Source organism: Mesorhizobium sp. f-mel, from assembly GCF_053850215.1.
The window spans coordinates 189,027-205,851 of sequence record NZ_JBSPTO010000008.1; the positions used below are offsets into that span (position 1 = coordinate 189,027).

Sequence of the window (16,825 nt, forward strand, 5' to 3'; positions counted from 1 at the left end):
CAGGATGGCAACAACGATCGTGGCGAGGCGCGGCCGCCATTTATGCGCGGTCACGCGCCGCACCGGCCGAGCCGGAAGCCGACGCCATGCACGGTCTCGATCGCATCCGTGCAGCCGGCCGCCGCCAGCTTGGCGCGGATGTTGCGGATATGGCTGTCGACGGTGCGGTCGGCGACATGGATGTTGGCGGCATAGGCATTGGCCATAACCATGTCGCGGCCGAGCACATGTGCTGGCCGCGCCAGAAAGCCTTTCAGGATGGCGAATTCGATCGAGGTCAGCACCAGCGGCCTGCCGTCGAAGCTGGCCGCGTGGCTAGCCGGCAGCAAAGCCAGTCTGCCATGCGAGAATTGCCGGTCGTCGGTCTGTTCCGCCTTTGTCGGGCGGGCGCGCCGCAGGATGACATTGACGCGTGCGACCAGTTCACGCGGGCTGAACGGCTTGGTGACATAGTCGTCGCCACCCATTTCGAGCCCGAGGATGCGGTCGATTTCTTCATCACGCGCGGACAGGAACAGCACCGGCACATCCGATGTATGCCGCAGCCGCCGGCAGACCTCCAGCCCATCCATCTCCGGCATGCCGATGTCGAGCACGACAAGATCGGGCGCGCGGCGCCCGATCGCCTGCAATGCGGCGGCGCCGTCCGATACCGCAACCGTCTTCATCCCCGCCTTTTCGAGCGCAAAGCAGATGATTTCGCGGATATGCGGATCATCGTCGGCGACAAGGATAACATGCGGCATGGATCAGCGGCCCGGCGCGAAGGGTTCGGAGCCCTGAGGAACCACGAACGGGATATATGTGTCGAGAGTACGAAGTAGCCGCCAGTCGCGGAAGCTCCAGGCGCGCCAGTTTTCCTGGCCCGCGCGGTAGCGGGCCTGGTCCTGCCCAAGCAGACGGGCGAGTTGGCGGTAAGAGGGAATGCTGGCCGCATTCGTCTCGGCCTGTTGCTCGAGGAAGCGATCAAGCGCCGGCCAGGCGCTGGGACCGAGCGAACGCAAATACCAGAAATCGAGCTTGGTGCCGCGGCCGGTCATTTCGAATGAGTGCTCGACATTGTAGTTGGCAATCAGCGCCGCGAAGTTGATGAAGGAGCAGGCATAGAGCGTCACCGAAAGCGTCAGAAGATTGGCGGAAAGCAGCCATTCATTGGATTTTTCGAGTGCGATGCGGGCGATGATCAGAGCAAGGCCCGTCGCCACCAGCCCCATCCAGACGAAGGCGGCGACGCGCCAGTAGGTCAGCGCATAGATGCCGATATAGAGATCGAGCCGCAGGATCGACGAGATGACCAGCACGATGTTCTGCGCCACCCAGACATAGACCAGCCGGCGGATGAGCGGATCGCTGGAGGTAGCACTTCCCGGCCGCAGCGCCGCCAGGACGAAGCCGGCGGCAAGCAGCGCCGTGACGATCAATGGATAGGCGCCGCGATGCGCATAGGCGGCGTAGGTCAGCCCGTCGGGAAGGGCGATGCCGCCCCACAGATAGGTGGCGTCGAGTGCGGTCTGCACCGCGAACAGGATGTTGAAGACGACCAGCGCGCGAAGGATGGCGGCCTTGCCGAAGACGATGTCCTCGATCGCCTTGGCGGGTTTTGTCGACACCCCGAGGGGGATAGGCAATGCGAGATGTGCAATGCGGCGGAAAAAGAGCGGCAGGCGCGGGCGCAGAAAGACCCAGACGCCGGCAAGCACGACCAGCCAGAACGCCAGCCGTGGCAGCTGGATGAGGTCGAGCAGTGCGTGGAGATCGATCAGCGACAGCCAGTATTCGATAACCGGATTGGCGGCGCCGAACAGCGCGAGAAACACTGCGCCCAAGGTCAGCGGCATGATCCAGACGCCGATCGCCGCAAGGCGGATACGCCGCTGGCCAAGCCGCCGCGCCGCCTTGCGCCAGCGGAAGAAATCGTGGACGAACCGGAATGGTACCGCGAGCAGGAAGAGCGCGACCTGGCCAGCAATGCGGGCAAGCCCACGCCGCAGCCGGCCGACCAGCCAAAGCGCGAAGACGACCATCGCCGCCAGCCCGATCGCGACGGACAGCGCACTGACATTTTCAATGAGCGGCAGCAGCCCGACAAGCAGGGCGGCGAGTCCGAGCCACAGGCCGCGGGCGCTGAGCGCCGAGGGATGGATGGCCGCGACTGCGGCGGCAAGCGTAGTGCCGAACAGGAAAAGCGTGATGCCGACCGGCTGCCCGTAGAAGAAGAAATCGGCCAGCGCGGCAAGCAGGACCGCAACGCCGAATCGCGCGCAAAAGCTCGGAGCGGCCGTAAGTAACGATGTCATGATCGGACTTTCTCAGCGGCTTTGATCCGGGCGGCATACCGGGGCGGAGATTTGCGGATGAAGGGGAAGATGGTCGCCGAACGGTGCGCCCGCGGCGGATCGACGAGCCACCAACCGTCATTGTGGAGGCGGTAAGGCAGGGACCAACGGGATTTTTCTCGCTCTTGCATGCCGCCCTTCTCGCCAGCCGAAATGCAGGCAGCGAGGCGGGTCCGAGGAGATTTTCGGGAGTTTTATGCAGTTTTCGTGCAGGCGAAGACCGCTTGCCTCGACCCGCCGCAGACGGCATAGATCGGACATGACGACCGAAACCTACCTCCCGCGCCGCTCAGTGCTCTACGTCCCGGCCTCGAACGACAAGGCGCTGGCCAAGATCTCATCGCTGGCCTGCGACGCCGTCATCATCGATCTCGAAGATGCGGTAGCCCCGGCCGATAAGGTTTCTGCGCGCGAAAAACTGGCCGGCATCTTCGCCAATCGCCCGGTTGCCAACCATAATGGCCGGCGCTGCGAGATGATCGTGCGCATCAACCCGCTCTCCAGCAAATGGGGCGCCGACGATTTGCTGTCGGCGTTACGCTGCGAGCCCGACGCCATCCTGCTGCCCAAGGTCGACACGCCGCGCGACGTCCTCGAGGCCGGTGACGTGCTCGACGACAATTTCGCACCCGACGCGGTGAAACTATGGGCGATGATCGAAACGCCCAAGGCTCTGCTCAACATCGGGCCGATTGCCGAGCTTGGCCGCGATCCGGCCTCGCGGCTGGTCTGTTTCGTTGCCGGAACGAACGACCTGGTCAAGGACACCGGCATTCGCGCCACGCCCGACCGGCGCTATCTCACACCGTGGCTGATGCAGATGGTGCTCGCCGCGCGCGCCGGTGGCCTCGACCTACTCGATGGGGTCTTCAATGAGTTTCGCGATCTGGATGGCTTTGCGCGCGAATGCACGGAAGCGGCCGCCATGGGATTTGACGGCAAGTCGCTGATCCACCCGGCTCAGATCGATGCCGCGAACCGGGCCTTCGCGCCATCTGCCGAAGCCGTGGCCGAGGCGCGCTTGGTGAAAGCTGCCTTCGCACTTGCCGAAAATGCCGGCAAGGGCGCCATCGCACTGAATGGAAAAATGGTCGAGCGGCTGCATCTGGCGCAGGCCGAAAAACTGCTGGCGAAGGCGGCCGCCATCGGGGCATGATTGGCAACCCACCACAGGAATGAAAATGAAACTCTACCGCTTTCTGTCCGCTCCGGACGATTCCAGCTTCTGCCACAAGGTGACAGCGGCGCTGAACAAGGGCTGGCACCTGTTCGGCTCGCCGACCTATTCCTACGACAAGCAGACCAAGAGCATGCGCTGCGGCCAGGCCGTGGTGAAGGATGTCGAGGGCCAGGAATACGGGCCCAGCACCAAGCTCAGCGATTGGTAGGGCGCTGAAACGCTCATCCCTCGTCCCTGGGTGAAGCAGGAGCGAAGCTCCGTCGCGGAGACCCTGGGATGACGAAGCGTGAGGCAGCCTACTCCGCTGCCTCTTCGATCCGTTCCATATCGTCGTCCGACAGGCCGAAATGGTGGCCGATCTCGTGAATCAGCACATGAGTGACGATATCGCCAAGCGTCTCCTCGTTCTCGGCCCAGTAGTCGAGGATGGCGCGGCGGTAGAGCGTGACGCGGTTCGGCCCCTCGCCGGTCTGCGGATTCCAGCGCTCGGCGATGCCGCGCCCCTCAAACAGGCCGAGCAGGTCGAAAGGCGTTTCCAGCGACAGATCGTCCATGATCTCGTCGGTCGGAAATTCGGCGATCTGGATGATAATCTCGCCGGTCAGCTTGCGAAATTCCTCCGGCAGATGGGCGTAAGCCTCTAAGGCCAGGAACTCCATTTCCTCCATCGACGGCGAAAGCTCGTCGTGCCAGGTACGGGTCTTATAGATGCGGGCCATGCTTTGTCCTTCTGATCCCGGCATATAGGCTTTCGAGCCGGACTCGGCAAATGGCCGGTTTGCCGTCCCGACGCGGGCAGGAATAAATTCCCCATGACTCCGCTTGACTCTTCGGGCGGCCTCTGGAATCAATAGGAACATAACAGGAACAATTGTGAGTGGAAGCTGACCGTCATGGCGACAAGCGCCGTGGCGCGGGAGACTGTTTTTGCCCTGCGCCGACAGATCGCGAAGATCGAGGGAACGCTGCCCGAGCGCCTGGAGACGCCGGCCGGCGCAGCTCCCGTTGATGCGGATGTCACGCCCCGGGATCTAACAATCGTCCGCCGCGGCCTCGCCGTGGCGCCGCCCGATGCGTTTCTGCGCACCGGCGCGGAGGGTCTCGATACTGCGCTCAGCGGCGGCCTGCCGAAGGCGGCGCTGAGCGAGATCCATGGCGCCGCGACACGTGATGCCGGGGTCGTCGCCGGTTTCGCCCTGTCGCTCGTCAGCCTGATCCTCAAACAGGAGCCGCCGCGACTGCCGGTCCTGTGGATCGGCACCGCGGAGGTCTTCCGCGAGGCCGGCTTCCCCTATGCCAGAGGGCTTCATGGCCTTTTCGGGATCGAGCCGGAGCAATTGCTGTTTTCCGAGGCGCCAAGGCTCCTCGATGGGCTGTGGGTCGCCGAGGAAGCCGCCCGGATGACGGCGCTCGCCGCCGTCATCCTCGAAATCCGCGGCAGCCCGCAGCGGCTGGACCTCACCGCGACGCGGCGGCTGCACGCCCGGGCACAGAGCGCCGGCCGGCCGGTGTTCCTGCTGCGCCAGGCCGGCGAGGCCGAACCGACGGCGGCATCCGTCCGCCTCGTCCTGTCGGCTGCGCCGTCGGCACCACGCCAGACGCTCGCCGGGCCGCTCGCCGGCTCGATCGGCCGCCCCGCCTTCACCGTCAGCATCGGCAAGAGCCGCACGGCCTTGCCGGGACAATTCACACTGGAGTGGAACCCGGATGAACGCAATTTCGAGGAAAGAAGGGCCGGGGAAGAACGGGCAGCGAATCCTGTCCCTGTGGTTTCCGCACCTCGCCGCGGAAAGGATCCTGCGGCAGCGTCTGGGGCGGTCCTGGCGTTCGCGGCCGTCGGATCACCTGCCCCTGGTGATCAGCCATCGCCAAGCGAACGCGCAGCGCATCGCCGCCCTCGACGAGCGGGCTGAGGCGCTTCATCTGAAGCGCGGCATGGGCATAGCCGACGCGCGCGCCATGCACCCATCGATCGACGTAGTGGAAGCCGATCCCGAGGCCGACCGCCGCCTGCTCGAAAGCCTCGCCGACTGGTGCGACCGCTACACTCCGCTGGTGGCGATCGACGCAGCCGACGGCCTGTTTCTCGACGTCACCGGCTGCACCCACCTTTTCGGCGGTGAACGGGCGATGCTGGACGACATTCTGTCGCGCTTTTTCCATCAGGGTTTCGATGTCCGCGCCGGCCTTGCCGCCACACCTGGTGCTGCTTGGGCGGCAACGCGGTTTGCCAGTGACCGCATCGTCCCCGGTGGCGAGGAGGAAGCGCTACTCGCACCCTTGCCGCTGGCGGCGCTGCGCATCGAGCCTGATATCCGCGCCAGCCTGGAAAGCGTCGGCCTGCGCACGGCGGGCGCCGTCATGGCAGCACCGCGCGCGCCGCTCGCCCGCCGCTTCGGCACATCGCTGCTTTTGCGCCTCGACCAGGCGCTCGGCCGCCTCGACGAGGCGGTGTCGCCGCGCCTGCCGGTCGCGCCGCTTTCGGTCGAACGCCATCTCGCAGAACCCATCATGCTGACCGACGAATTAGAGCGGCTGGTGAAAATGCTGGCGACGACATTGAAGGTGGACCTCGAGCGCCGCGGCGAGGGCGCAAGAAGGCTGGCGCTGCTGCTTTTCCGCGTTGACGGCGCCGTCAGCCGCATCGCCGTCGGCACGTCGCGGCCCTTGCGCGAGCCGTTGCTGATCCAGAAATTGTTTCACGAAAGGCTCGCCGCGCTCGAACAGGACATCGATGCCGGCTATGGCTTCGATCTCGTGCGCCTCTCGGTCCTGTCGGCCGCGGCCTTCGACATGCAGCAGGCGGATCTCGCCGGCGAAACGCACGATGACGGCGCCGACATCGCCCTTTTCGCCGACCGCATCCGCGCCCGGCTCGGCGAAAGCGCGGTTTTGAAACCGGTTGCCGTCGAGAGTCATCTGCCGGAGCGCGCCGTCGCCACGCTTCCCTATGCGGAGGCACCGCAAAGGGTCTCTCCGCCGAAGAAGCCGGACAAGATACAAGACACTTCATCCACGCCTGTCTTTCGGCCGGAACGGCCGATCCGGCTGTTCCGTTCGCCCGAACCGATCGAGGTGCCGGCCACCGAAATGCCTGAGGGACCGCCGATGAACTTCCGCTGGCGGCGCGCGCTGTACCGGGTCGCGCGCGCCGAAGGGCCGGAACGCATCGCCCCGGAATGGTGGCGGGAGACGTCGGGGCCGGAAGACGCGCCGACCCGGGATTATTTCCGCATCGAGGATAGCGACGGCCGCCGTTATTGGCTCTACCGCCAGGGTCTCTACGGCGCCTCTCAAGTCCCGCCGCGCTGGTTCATGCATGGGGTCTTCGCATGAACGCGCTGACGGTCGTTCCCTATGCCGAATTCGGCATCCAGTCGAATTTCTCGTTCCTGCGCGGCGCCTCGAAACCGGAGGAGCTGGTGGTCGCGGCAAAGTTTCTGGGCTTTTCGTCGATCGGGCTTGCCGATCGCAACACGGTGGCCGGTGTCGTGCGCGCTTGGCAGCAGGCCAAGGTGGAAGGTCTTTCCTATCATCCCGGCTGCCGCCTGGTTTTTTGCGATGGCACGCCCGACGTTCTCGCCTATCCGCAGGACCGCAAGGGCTGGGGCCATCTGTGCCGCATGCTGACGCAAGCCAATATGCGCGACGATAGCGAAAAGGGCGCACCGCTTCTCTATCGCGACGACTTTTTTGAATGGGGCGATCTCATGTCCCTGGCGGTCCTGCCGGATCTGTCGACGCCGGCGGAGGATGGTCTCAGGCTGGTTAGCCGACTCAAAGACCGCTTCGGCAAGAATCTGCGGCTTGCCGTTTCGCCAGATTATCGCGGCAACGACCACTACCGTATCGAGCAGGCAGCTGCCATGGCTGAGGCATCAGGCCTTCCGCTGATGACGACCAACGACGTTCTTTACCATACGTCCGAACGGCGCCGGTTGCAGGACGTGCTGACGGCGATCCGCCTCAACGTGCCTGTTGCCGAAGCGGGGCTGGAACTGGCGGCCAATGCCGAGCGCCATTTGAAGCCGCCAATGGAGATGGCGCGGCTGTTCCGGCGGCATCCGCAAGCACTGGCGGAAACGCTGCGCTTTGCCGGCGAATTGAGCTTCTCTCTCAGTGACCTCCAATACAATTATCCCGATGAACCGACGGAATCGGGCCTCGGGCCACAGGCCGAACTGGAAAGGCTGGCTCGAGAGGGAGCCGCGATGCGCTACCCCTCAGGCGTTCCCGCCGATGTGACTAGGCGGATCCGGGAAGAGCTCGCTTTGATCGAGCGCCTGAACTACGCGCGCTATTTCCTGACTGTCTACGACATCGTCAAATTCGCCCGCAGCCAGGGCATACTCTGCCAGGGGCGTGGCTCCGCGGCTAACTCGGTGGTCTGCTATTGCATCGGCATCACCGAAGTGGGACCCGAGCGGATCGACTCGCTTTTCGAGCGTTTCATTTCCGAGGAAAGAAACGAGCCGCCCGACATCGATGTCGATTTCGAGCATGAAAAGCGCGAAGAGGTCATCCAGTACATCTACGAGAAATACAGTGCCAAGCGCACTGCGCTTGCCGCGGCCGTCGTCAGCTACCGGGGCCGCTCGGCGATGCGCGAAGTGGCCAAGGCGATGGGCCTGTCGGACGATGTCAGGAGCGCGTTGTCCAGCTCGATCTGGGGTTGGTCGACCTCGGAGCTCGGCGAAAAGGAGACCAGGGCCGGCGGCCTCGACCAGACCGACCAATCGACAAGGCATGTGATCGAATGCGCCAACGAGATCATGGGCTTTCCCCGTCATCTGTCGCAGCATGTCGGTGGCTTCGTCATCACCAGGGACCGGCTCGACGAGATCGTGCCCATCATCAAGACGGCGATGGACGAACGCAAGATGGTCGAGTGGGACAAGGACGATCTCGACGCGGTGAAAATCCTTAAAGTGGACGTGTTGGCGCTCGGCATGCTGACCTGCCTGCAGCGCGCCTTCACCCTGCTCCAGGATCATTATCCGGAGGCGCGGGATGGCTATGGGCAACCCTATGTGCTGGCCACCCTCCCTGCCGAGGACACACATGTCTACGACATGATCCGCCGCGCCGACACGATCGGCGTCTTCCAGATCGAATCCCGCGCCCAGATGTCGATGCTGCCGCGCCTCAGGCCGAAAACATTCTATGACCTGGTCATCGAGGTGGCGATCGTGCGACCAGGCCCGATCCAGGGCGACATGGTCCACCCCTATCTGCGCCGCCGGCAGGGCAAGGAAAAGCCCGAATATCCCAAGCCGGAACTGGAAGAAATACTCGGCAGGACACTGGGCGTTCCGCTGTTCCAGGAACAGGCGATGAAGATCGCCATCGTCGCCGGCGGCTTCAGGCCGGGCGAGGCCGATGAACTGCGCCGCGCGATGGCCACCTTCAAGCGCACCGGCACGATCGGCAATTATCGCAAGCGGATGGTCGATGGCATGGTTTTGCGGGGTTACGAAAAGGACTTCGCCGAGCGCTGCTTCAAGCAGATCGAGGGTTTTGGCGAATACGGCTTTCCCGAAAGCCATGCCGCCTCCTTCGCCCTGCTGGTCTATGCCTCCTGTTGGTTCAAGACATTTTATCCAGACGTGTTCTGCGCCGCGATCCTGAATTCCCAGCCGATGGGATTTTATCAGCCGGCTCAGCTTGTCCGCGACGCGCGCGACCATGGCGTCGAAATCCGCGAGGTCGACGTCAATTTTTCCGGTTGGGACTGCGCATTGGAGGACGCACCCTTCGACCCGGCCCGCATCCTCGGCCGCCATGCCGAAATGCGCGGTGTCATCCGGACCAATCATGCCGTCCGGTTGGGTTTTCGCCAGGTCAAGGGCCTGTCGAAGGAGCGCATGGAGGTGTTTGTCGCCAGACGCGGCGACGGCTACAAATCCGTTCGCGATGTCTGGCTGCGCTCAGGCCTCTACGTCGATGAGATCGAGAAGCTGGCGCAAGCCGACGCTTTCCGTTCGCTCGGCCTCGACCGCCGCGAGGCCCTGTGGGCGGTCCGCGCGCTCGACGGCAAGAGTGCCGCCGAGACCTTGCCGCTGTTCGACCAGCCGGCGATCCGCTTGCGCGATCTTGAGCCCGAGACCAGGCTGCCGACAATGCCGCTCGGCGAGCACGTCATCCACGACTACCGTTCGCTCGGCCTGTCGCTGAAGGCGCATCCGCTTGCCTTTCTGCGCCAGCGGCTGGAGCGTTCCGGCGTCACGCCCAATGCGCGCCTCGGCCAGGTTCGGGACGGCAAACGGGTTTCGGTCGCCGGTCTTGTCCTGGTGCGGCAGCGGCCGGGTAACGCCAAAGCGATTTTCCTGACGCTGGAAGACGAGCAGGCGGTGGCCAACGTCATTTTCTGGGAAAGAACCTTCAACCGCTACCGGCCCATTGTCATGGGCGCGCGGTTAATCCGTGTCACCGGCAAACTGCAGTCGGAATCGGACGTCATCCATATCGTCGCCGACAAGGTCGAGGATTTGACACCGTGGCTGTCCGTGCTTTTGGAGGAGGCCGGCAACGGCCAGCCTGTCAATGAGCCTTCGGCCAGTGGGCGCATGGAGAATGACAACCGCGAAGAGGGCGTTGCAGACGCACATGCCCCACAAGCCGCGCCGGTCCAGCGGGATCTCGTGGCGCTGTCGGGAAAGGCGGAGAAGGTCATGCCCAAAGGGCGCAATTTTCAATAGGCCTTACACCGTTCAGGACGGTCCGCCCAGACGCGGCGGCAATCCGTCCTCGAAGGGGAGCGAGCGCGCCTCCGAAGGCAGCATGATCGGAATGCCGTCACGCACCGGATAGGCAAGCCGTGCGACCCTCGAGATGAGCTCGCCTCGCTCCGGATCCCAGGTAAGCGGGCCCTTGGTCAGCGGGCAGGCCAGCAATTCCAGCAGTTTGGGGTCGACATTGGCCTTCTTTCCATCACGCCCATCCACCATTCGGTCTGTCCTTCTCTGGGGTCACTTTAGGTTTCGCGCGGCTCTCCCTTCTCCCCTTGTGGGAGAAGGTGTCGCCGAAGGCGACGGATGAGGGGTGTTCCAGCTTGGCACCAACCGCGCTCCGTCCAGCACCCCTCAACCGTCTTGGCGCTGCGCGCCAATCTTCCTTCTCCCACAAGGGGAGAAGGAAGAGCCCCTATTGCAGGCTCGACCCGAAATCCTCGTTCTCACGTGCCAGTGCCATTTCGGTGATGGCTATCAGCGTTTCGGCGCGTGTCTTCAGGTCCGCCGCTTCAAGCAGCGCCTGTTTCTCGGCCGGCCCGTAGGGAGCCATCATCGACAGCGCATTGACCAGCATGGCATTTTCGGCGCGGCTGACGCTTTCCCAGTCGGCTTCAAGATCGTTGGCCTGCAAATAGGCGCGAAATGCCTTGAGCAGCGCTGGCCGGTCTATCTCGGCCTCTGCCTGATCTTCGTCGAGATCGGTGAGAAAGGGCGCAAACCGGCACTGGCGGAAGGGCGTTTTGACCGCAAGCTCCTGCACGATGCGGAACCGGCACACACCTTGCAGCGAAATCAGGTAGCGGCCATCGCCGCTCTCGGAAAGCGCGATGATACGTCCGGCGCAGCCGACATTGCAGAGTTCCGGCTCGCCATCGCCACGCCTTGCACCGTCGAGGCTGGGCTGTATAACGCCGATCAGCCGCGATCCGGCGATCGCCTCATCCACCATCTCAAGATAACGCGGCTCAAAAATGTTGAGCGGCATGCGGCCGCCCGGCAGCAGCAATGCGCCTTCGAGCGGGAAGATCGGCACCGTCGACGGCAAATCCGTATCGAGTCGGTAATGCGCGTTTCCCGCCTGCACTTCAAGCCTCCGGTCGCTCCCTCAAGAAGCGCATGAACCCCGCCCATCCCATCGCAACCTGACGCGTAATCATCACGAAGCGAAGAACGGATCGGTCAGGCCTCCTAATCTGGCGCAGCCGTCGTCGATCGCAAGGCCATCAGGAAAAAACAGCTTGATGCGCGCTCAGGAAAACAGCAGCGACGACAATTTGCGCCGCGCCGCCAGCGTTGCCTCGTCGGTCATGCCCCATGCCTCGAAGAACTGCAGCAACTGCGTCTTGGCGCCGTCGTCGTTCCACGAGCGATCAGCCTTGACGATCGCCAGCAGATTGTCGGCCGCGGCCATGCGCTCGCCGTTGGCGTTCTGGATCATCGCAAGATCGAAACGTGCCTGGTGGTCCCCGGGGTTCTCAGCCAGGCGCCGCTGGAGTTCGGCCGGATTGCCAAGTGCTGCTGCCTGCGCGGCAAGCGCCATCTTGGCGCGTACGGCGGCGAGTGGCGGCGCATCCTTCTTGGCTTCCGGCGCCCGCGCCAGCACCGCTTCGGCGCCCTCGGCATCGCCGGCCTCGAACAGCAGATCGCCAAGCCCGGCAATCGCCTCGATCGTGTCCGGCGCCTGTTCCAGGACGGCGTCGTAGATGTCCGCCGCGGTCTGCACATCGCCGGCGGCGCGCGCCTCCGCGGCCGCGGCAAGCGCCTCGGCCACCTGCGGCGCACCATTGTTCTTGCCGCCGACCTTCTGGATGAACGCGGCGATCTGGCTCTCCGGAATGGCGCCCATGAAGCCGTCGACCGGCTGGCCATCCCTAAAGGCGATGACCGCCGGTATTGATTGAATGCCGAGCTGTCCGGCGATCGAAGGATGGTCGTCGATGTTCATCTTGACCAGCTTGACCTTGCCGCCGGCGGCGGTGACCGCCTTTTCCAGCAGCGGCGTCAGTTGCTTGCAGGGCCCGCACCATGGCGCCCAGAAATCGACCAGAACCGGCTGACGGCGCGATTCCTGGATGACGTCGGCGGCAAATGTGGCGGTCGTCGTATCCTTGATGACGTCGACGGTGACAGGCGGCTCGCCAAGCGCGACTCCCGCGGGAGTGGCCTCAGTGCCGCCATACTGCACTGTGGTGGCATACTGTCCACCATTGCTGCCAAATGGGCCGCCAAATTGATTGTTGTCGCTCATCTCGTCGCCCTTTCGGTCGCGCCGCCGGCCACCGGCCCGGCGCAACGTCCTTTATTCTCACTCAGAAATCGGTTTATCGTCATCCATGTGGCGATCATCCCGTGACTTTCAAGATAACAGGATCATGCCCGGTTGCCTCGACGAATTTGACGAGGTCGGCAGCGGCGATCGAGGTCGTTGCCTCATTGGTCAGCGGATGAGCATTGATGACCGCATGGCGCATCAACTCCTGGTCGAGAACGACCTTGACCCGCAACTCCGTATCGTTGATCACGCCGAACACCGTGACCGCGCCCGGTACGACGCCGAGAAGCTCCATCAGCATCTCCGGCTTGCCGAAGGAAACGCGCCCGGCGGCGCCGATGACATGATGGATCTGCTTGAGATCGACCACCGCCTCCTCATCGACGCTGACCAGGAAGAAATTGTCCTTCTTGTCCTTGAGGAACAGGTTCTTGGTGTGCCCGCCGGCAATTTCTCCACGCAGCGCCTGCGAATCGGCGACCGTGAACAGCGGCGGATGGCGCAAGGTCGAGACCTCGATCCCGAGATCGGCGAGAAAGGCAAAAAGCTCGGCTTCGGTTTTCGGCATGTTGTTTCTTGTCGGACTTCTTGCTGTCGCGGTTTGGATCATGCCGTTTACGGCCAATGACGCGGCCGAGACAAGACCGTTGCGCGGCGACGCACTGAATTCCGTGGCGATACACGCCACGGAAGGCTCGGTTACGTCGCCGGGTGCGGCCAAAAAACCTGCGATTCCCCTGTTGCAATCGCCGCGCCCTTCAGCCATATAGGCGCGGCTTGCGGCCCAAAAGCCGCGCGAGCGGGTGTAGCTCAGGGGTAGAGCACAACCTTGCCAAGGTTGGGGTCGAGCGTTCGAATCGCTTCACCCGCTCCAGTTTCCCACGGGGAATCAAGCGATTAAGAGGCGCCTTTCGGGGCGCCTTTTGCTTACATGGCGCTGTAACCGGCGCGCGTCTCCCAGTCGCGCTCGCGATAGCGTTGCGCTGGGCCGTGCGCGCAACGGGTTCTTCTCGCCATAGGCGGCGCCGGTGGCGGCCCCCAACCTCCAACTCCATCAGCCGCTCGGCGGCAAAGCCAATCATCTCGCGCAAGAGATCGGAATCTGGAGGCTTCTCCACGAGCGCGCAGGTTCATCATGCCATTGGTCATCGATGGTTCCTTCGAGGTTGGTGTCAGCAACCCAACCTTAACGGCGAATTGTCGATGACCATGGCAAAGCCGCTCGCTCGCTACAGCGCTATCGAGGGCGCGCTCGCGAGCGGCGTCGCTACCGCCGAGCCACACCACCTATGGGGACGCGACCCCGCTCGGTGGTCGACTGCACCTCTGCGGACATTCGAAACCATGATGTTGCTTGAGCTGCAATGCGCTCCAGCGTCGGCACTGCCAACCGGCAAATCAGGCCGGGAGCCGCCACATTCGCACACGACCTGTACCACGCAATTCCGTTTCCGCGAGTGGGTCGCAAGGAAAATTCGGTCCAAGCAGTTTGCGAGTTGCATCCGAAATACGGATTTCATCGGGCTCCGCTGACGTTTGAATACGTGCGGCGAGATTAACGGTCTCGCCCCACAGGTCATAGGCAAACCGCCTTTTGCCTATGACGCCCGCGACGATTGGTCCCGAGTGAATTCCAATTCTGAGTCTTATCGGTTCTCCTGCGAAGCGCTCGTGCTTGACCGCATTCCGCAGTTCAAGTGCATAGTGTGCAAGGGCTTCTGCATGATCGGATCGCGCGGCGGGCAGGCCAGCGACCACCATCACACAATCGCCGATTGTCTTGATCTTTTCGCAGCCGTATCGTTCCGAGAGCAGATCCGCCGCCTTGAAGAAGTAATTTAAAATAGCTAGCGTTGTCTCGGCTCCGACGCTCCGCGCTCTTTCCGTAAAGCCGACGATGTCGGCAAAAAGCACACTCACGTCAGCATGGTTGTCTGCAATTTGTTCGTCCGCTTTTAACCGCTCCGCGATCGACGCCGGAAGAATGTTGAGGAGTAGGTTTTCGGCGCGCTGGTATTCACGCGACAATCCCTCTTGGCTCTGCCTCAACGCCTCGTTCGTCAATTGTAATTTTTCGTTGAGTTGACGCTCCCTCTCTTGCAGGAGTGTCATTTCATAAGCCTTCTGTTGAAGCCGCTGCCTATTGTCGCGTTCGGCAGTGGCGTCAAGAAAGAGCAGCCACACGCAGGCATTGTCAGCAAAAAGATGAAGGTCCGCGACACGCCCGCTGGGCAGTTCGACCATGGCCATATGATATGGAAGCTCCGGGCAAGGCAGCAAGCCTTCCATGAATTCAAGCTGCTCGGCTACGGGCTTGCCAATGCGAAGTGATGATAGGCCGTAATGTTCAACACTACCGCCCTTCGCAGCGATGCAAAGCTGGGCGTCAATTTTCAGATATGCGACAGAGTGCTCGTTGTAGAAGAAATCGTAAATCCAGTTTCTGACTTCTCTTGGCAATTCATGCATGGTCTATTTGGCAACCATCGAAGCAAGCTGACGAAACGCATCATCAACACATTCACCCGAAAGCGCGCTTGTTAGATAGATTTGCCATCCTAGTTGCCTCAGTTCGTTAATCTCGCCATCCGATATTGCCCACCGATCGGCCAGATCGGATTTGTTGACCAGCAATACGAACGGCATAGGGCCGAATTCGGCCTCGGCCCGCTCGCGCAGCGTGAGCGCCACGGCAAGAGTCGCGGCGCGGGTTCCATCGACGACAAGCACGAGCCCGCTCGCACCTCGCACATAGCTGACGCGGAATGAGCCGATATCGTCTTCGCCGGCCAAATCCCACAAAATCAGATCCACGGTTTTATCGGGCAATACGACACTCTTCTTGTCGATTTTCACTCCCACCGTGGTCAAGTAGGTTTCTGAAAAGATGCTTTGCACAAACCTGCGAACCAGACTCGTCTTTCCGACAGCGAACCCGCCCAACATGCAGATCTTCTTTTGCAATATCCTGGGCTCCGCCCTAGTGGAAGTTTACCGTAACCGAAACTCTGCGATTGGCGGAGCTCCCGGTTCGGCTATTTTCAGTCTCCGCTGGCTCAAAGGTGCCCGCGCCGCGAACCAAGAGCAATTCCGGATCGACGCCGCGCTTCTTGAGAAGCGCGCGAACTGTCTCCGCGCGGGCGGCGCTGATCGACACGTTGGCCGTTTCACGGCCCGTCGCGTCCGAATGGCCGGTCAACATGAACTGGGCTGTTACGCCTGCCTCGCGGGCGTCCTTGGCCAATTCCTTCAACTGATTCGCCAATTTGTCGAGAACCGGCAATTGCTCTGGTCCCGGTACAGCCTTGCCAGAATCGAAGAAAATGTCGACCGCTTGAATAGCGTCCCTCAAATGCGTGAGTTCCTGAGGGGTCGACTCACGCAGCTCGGAGATATCTAGAGAGAGTCCGTCCGCGGACAGCTGTTGGGAGGCGACCCGCGCCCGGTTTATCCAGGCGGCAGGAGCCTCACCCACGGCAACGATGCGATCCTGGATGGTCATAAGCCGAACCGATTTCGGCGGAGTAAGCGACGCCACCAGCCGCTTCAGCACGAACTTCGGATCAAGGCTCTGATAGAATTGCCACTGCGAATGAACGCGAGCCGGATCAACCCCTGTTCCGGACAGCAGAGCCTGCGGGTCGGCGGCCTGCGGGTCTCTCAGGCCGGAAATATAGAAGTGTCCACCCCTCGCCGTCTGTTGGGCGACGATGATTCCCGGTTGGGCCTCAAGTCGCGACACATAAGTCTGCCAGTGCTCCGCCGCGCGTGCTTCGGGGCTCACATCACGAACCTTGGAGATGTCGAATACCGGTCCGCCTGCCGAAAGCTGTCGGGCCGCTACGCGCGCCCGATCTATCCAGGTGTCGGGAGCCTCACCCTCGGCAACGATGCGATCCTCGACGATCGAAAGCCGAACCGATTTCGGCGGGGTCAGGGACGCCGTTAGCCGCTTCAGCACGAACTTCGGATCAAGGCTCTGATAGAATTGCCACTGCGAATGAACGCGGGCAGGATCAATCTGCGTTCCGGACAGCAGAGCCTGCGGGTCGGCGGCAAGCGGGTCTCTCAGGCCGGCAATATAGAATTGGCCATCGCGCACCTTTTGATCGGCAACGATGATGCCCGGCTGGGTCTCCAGTCGCGACACATAGGCCTGCCAGTGCTCCGCCGCGCGTGCTTCGGGGCTCACATCACGAACCTTGGAGATGTCGAATACCGGTCCGCCTGCCGAAAGCTGTCGGGCCGCTACGCGCGCCCGATCTATCCAGGTGTCGGGAGCCTCACCCTCGGCAACGATGCGATC

15 protein-coding genes, 1 tRNA gene and 1 pseudogene are annotated in these 16,825 nt (G+C 62.7%); 6 read left to right on the top strand and 11 right to left on the bottom strand.

What is annotated here, in order from left to right; all coding sequences use genetic code 11:
* Positions 1–50: 50 nt before the first annotated feature.
* Entirely contained in the window at positions 51–746 is a 696-nt protein-coding gene (locus ACWUKX_RS13610; RefSeq protein WP_456007297.1) for a response regulator, read from the bottom strand.
* Between the two features lie 3 nt (positions 747–749).
* The gene (locus ACWUKX_RS13615) at positions 750–2,297 is read right to left on the bottom strand and encodes a DUF4153 domain-containing protein (RefSeq protein WP_456007299.1); all 1,548 of its coding nucleotides are present in this window, start codon (positions 2,295–2,297) and stop codon (positions 750–752) included.
* A 298-nt stretch (positions 2,298–2,595) separates the two neighbouring features.
* Between ACWUKX_RS13615 and ACWUKX_RS13620 the strand changes: the two genes are divergently transcribed.
* Both ACWUKX_RS13620 and ACWUKX_RS13625 read left to right on the top strand, forming a co-directional pair.
* Positions 2,596–3,492 (top strand): HpcH/HpaI aldolase/citrate lyase family protein, encoded by an 897-nt coding sequence (locus tag ACWUKX_RS13620; protein WP_456007301.1) that lies wholly within the window; start codon positions 2,596–2,598, stop codon positions 3,490–3,492.
* Between the two features lie 25 nt (positions 3,493–3,517).
* Positions 3,518–3,724 carry a DUF1737 domain-containing protein gene (locus ACWUKX_RS13625; RefSeq protein ID WP_135934097.1) on the top strand — a complete coding sequence of 69 codons (207 nt, stop codon included), beginning with the start codon at positions 3,518–3,520 and terminating at the stop codon, positions 3,722–3,724.
* Positions 3,725–3,812: 88 nt separating this feature from the next.
* Here the strand turns inward: ACWUKX_RS13625 and ACWUKX_RS13630 are convergent, their stop codons facing one another.
* Positions 3,813–4,235 (bottom strand): metallopeptidase family protein, encoded by a 423-nt coding sequence (locus ACWUKX_RS13630; RefSeq protein WP_127314839.1) that lies wholly within the window; start codon positions 4,233–4,235, stop codon positions 3,813–3,815.
* Between the two features lie 174 nt (positions 4,236–4,409).
* Here ACWUKX_RS13630 and ACWUKX_RS13635 point away from each other — a divergent pair, with 174 nt between their 5' ends.
* The 3 genes from ACWUKX_RS13635 to ACWUKX_RS13645 are packed head-to-tail and all read left to right on the top strand — an operon-like array spanning position 4,410 to position 10,214.
* Positions 4,410–5,429 (top strand): ImuA family protein, encoded by a 1,020-nt coding sequence (locus ACWUKX_RS13635; RefSeq protein WP_456007303.1) that lies wholly within the window; start codon positions 4,410–4,412, stop codon positions 5,427–5,429.
* Entirely contained in the window at positions 5,371–6,852 is a 1,482-nt protein-coding gene (locus tag ACWUKX_RS13640; protein ID WP_095520026.1) for a DUF6504 family protein, read from the top strand. The genes ACWUKX_RS13635 and ACWUKX_RS13640 overlap by 59 nt, the downstream gene beginning before the upstream one ends.
* Positions 6,849–10,214: an error-prone DNA polymerase gene (locus ACWUKX_RS13645; RefSeq protein WP_456007305.1), complete on the top strand. Its 3,366-nt coding sequence runs from the start codon at positions 6,849–6,851 to the stop codon at positions 10,212–10,214. The genes ACWUKX_RS13640 and ACWUKX_RS13645 overlap by 4 nt, the downstream gene beginning before the upstream one ends.
* Positions 10,215–10,226: 12 nt before the next feature.
* Here ACWUKX_RS13645 and ACWUKX_RS13650 read toward each other — a convergent pair whose 3' ends face one another.
* The 4 genes from ACWUKX_RS13650 to ACWUKX_RS13665 form a co-directional block, all read right to left on the bottom strand.
* The gene (locus tag ACWUKX_RS13650) at positions 10,227–10,463 is read right to left on the bottom strand and encodes a Trm112 family protein (protein ID WP_095520024.1); all 237 of its coding nucleotides are present in this window, start codon (positions 10,461–10,463) and stop codon (positions 10,227–10,229) included.
* Positions 10,464–10,659: 196 nt separating this feature from the next.
* On the bottom strand, positions 10,660–11,331 hold the full coding sequence (locus tag ACWUKX_RS13655; protein ID WP_029349515.1) for an LON peptidase substrate-binding domain-containing protein: 672 nt from the start codon (positions 11,329–11,331) through the stop codon (positions 10,660–10,662).
* 165 nt (positions 11,332–11,496) lie between these two features.
* Positions 11,497–12,495 carry a thioredoxin gene (gene trxA / locus ACWUKX_RS13660; RefSeq protein ID WP_287336239.1) on the bottom strand — a complete coding sequence of 333 codons (999 nt, stop codon included), beginning with the start codon at positions 12,493–12,495 and terminating at the stop codon, positions 11,497–11,499.
* A gap of 94 nt (positions 12,496–12,589) precedes the next feature.
* Positions 12,590–13,087 (bottom strand): prolyl-tRNA synthetase associated domain-containing protein, encoded by a 498-nt coding sequence (locus ACWUKX_RS13665; protein ID WP_065007342.1) that lies wholly within the window; start codon positions 13,085–13,087, stop codon positions 12,590–12,592.
* A gap of 231 nt (positions 13,088–13,318) precedes the next feature.
* Between ACWUKX_RS13665 and ACWUKX_RS13670 the strand changes: the two genes are divergently transcribed.
* Positions 13,319–13,393, top strand: a tRNA-Gly gene (locus ACWUKX_RS13670).
* Positions 13,394–13,461: 68 nt separating this feature from the next.
* Here the strand turns inward: ACWUKX_RS13670 and ACWUKX_RS13675 are convergent.
* From ACWUKX_RS13675 to ACWUKX_RS13690, 4 genes and pseudogenes are all read right to left on the bottom strand, one after another.
* Positions 13,462–13,668, bottom strand: a pseudogene (locus ACWUKX_RS13675) (transposase); the annotation flags it as partial.
* 249 nt (positions 13,669–13,917) lie between these two features.
* A complete protein-coding gene (locus tag ACWUKX_RS13680) occupies positions 13,918–14,988 on the bottom strand; it encodes an adenylate/guanylate cyclase domain-containing protein (RefSeq protein WP_456007308.1) in 1,071 nt (356 codons plus the stop codon).
* A 3-nt stretch (positions 14,989–14,991) separates the two neighbouring features.
* Positions 14,992–15,483 (bottom strand): Rab family GTPase, encoded by a 492-nt coding sequence (locus ACWUKX_RS13685; RefSeq protein ID WP_240992676.1) that lies wholly within the window; start codon positions 15,481–15,483, stop codon positions 14,992–14,994.
* Positions 15,484–15,499: 16 nt separating this feature from the next.
* The coding region (locus ACWUKX_RS13690; protein ID WP_456007316.1) for an OmpA family protein at positions 15,500–16,825 on the bottom strand (1,326 nt) is incomplete at its 5' end.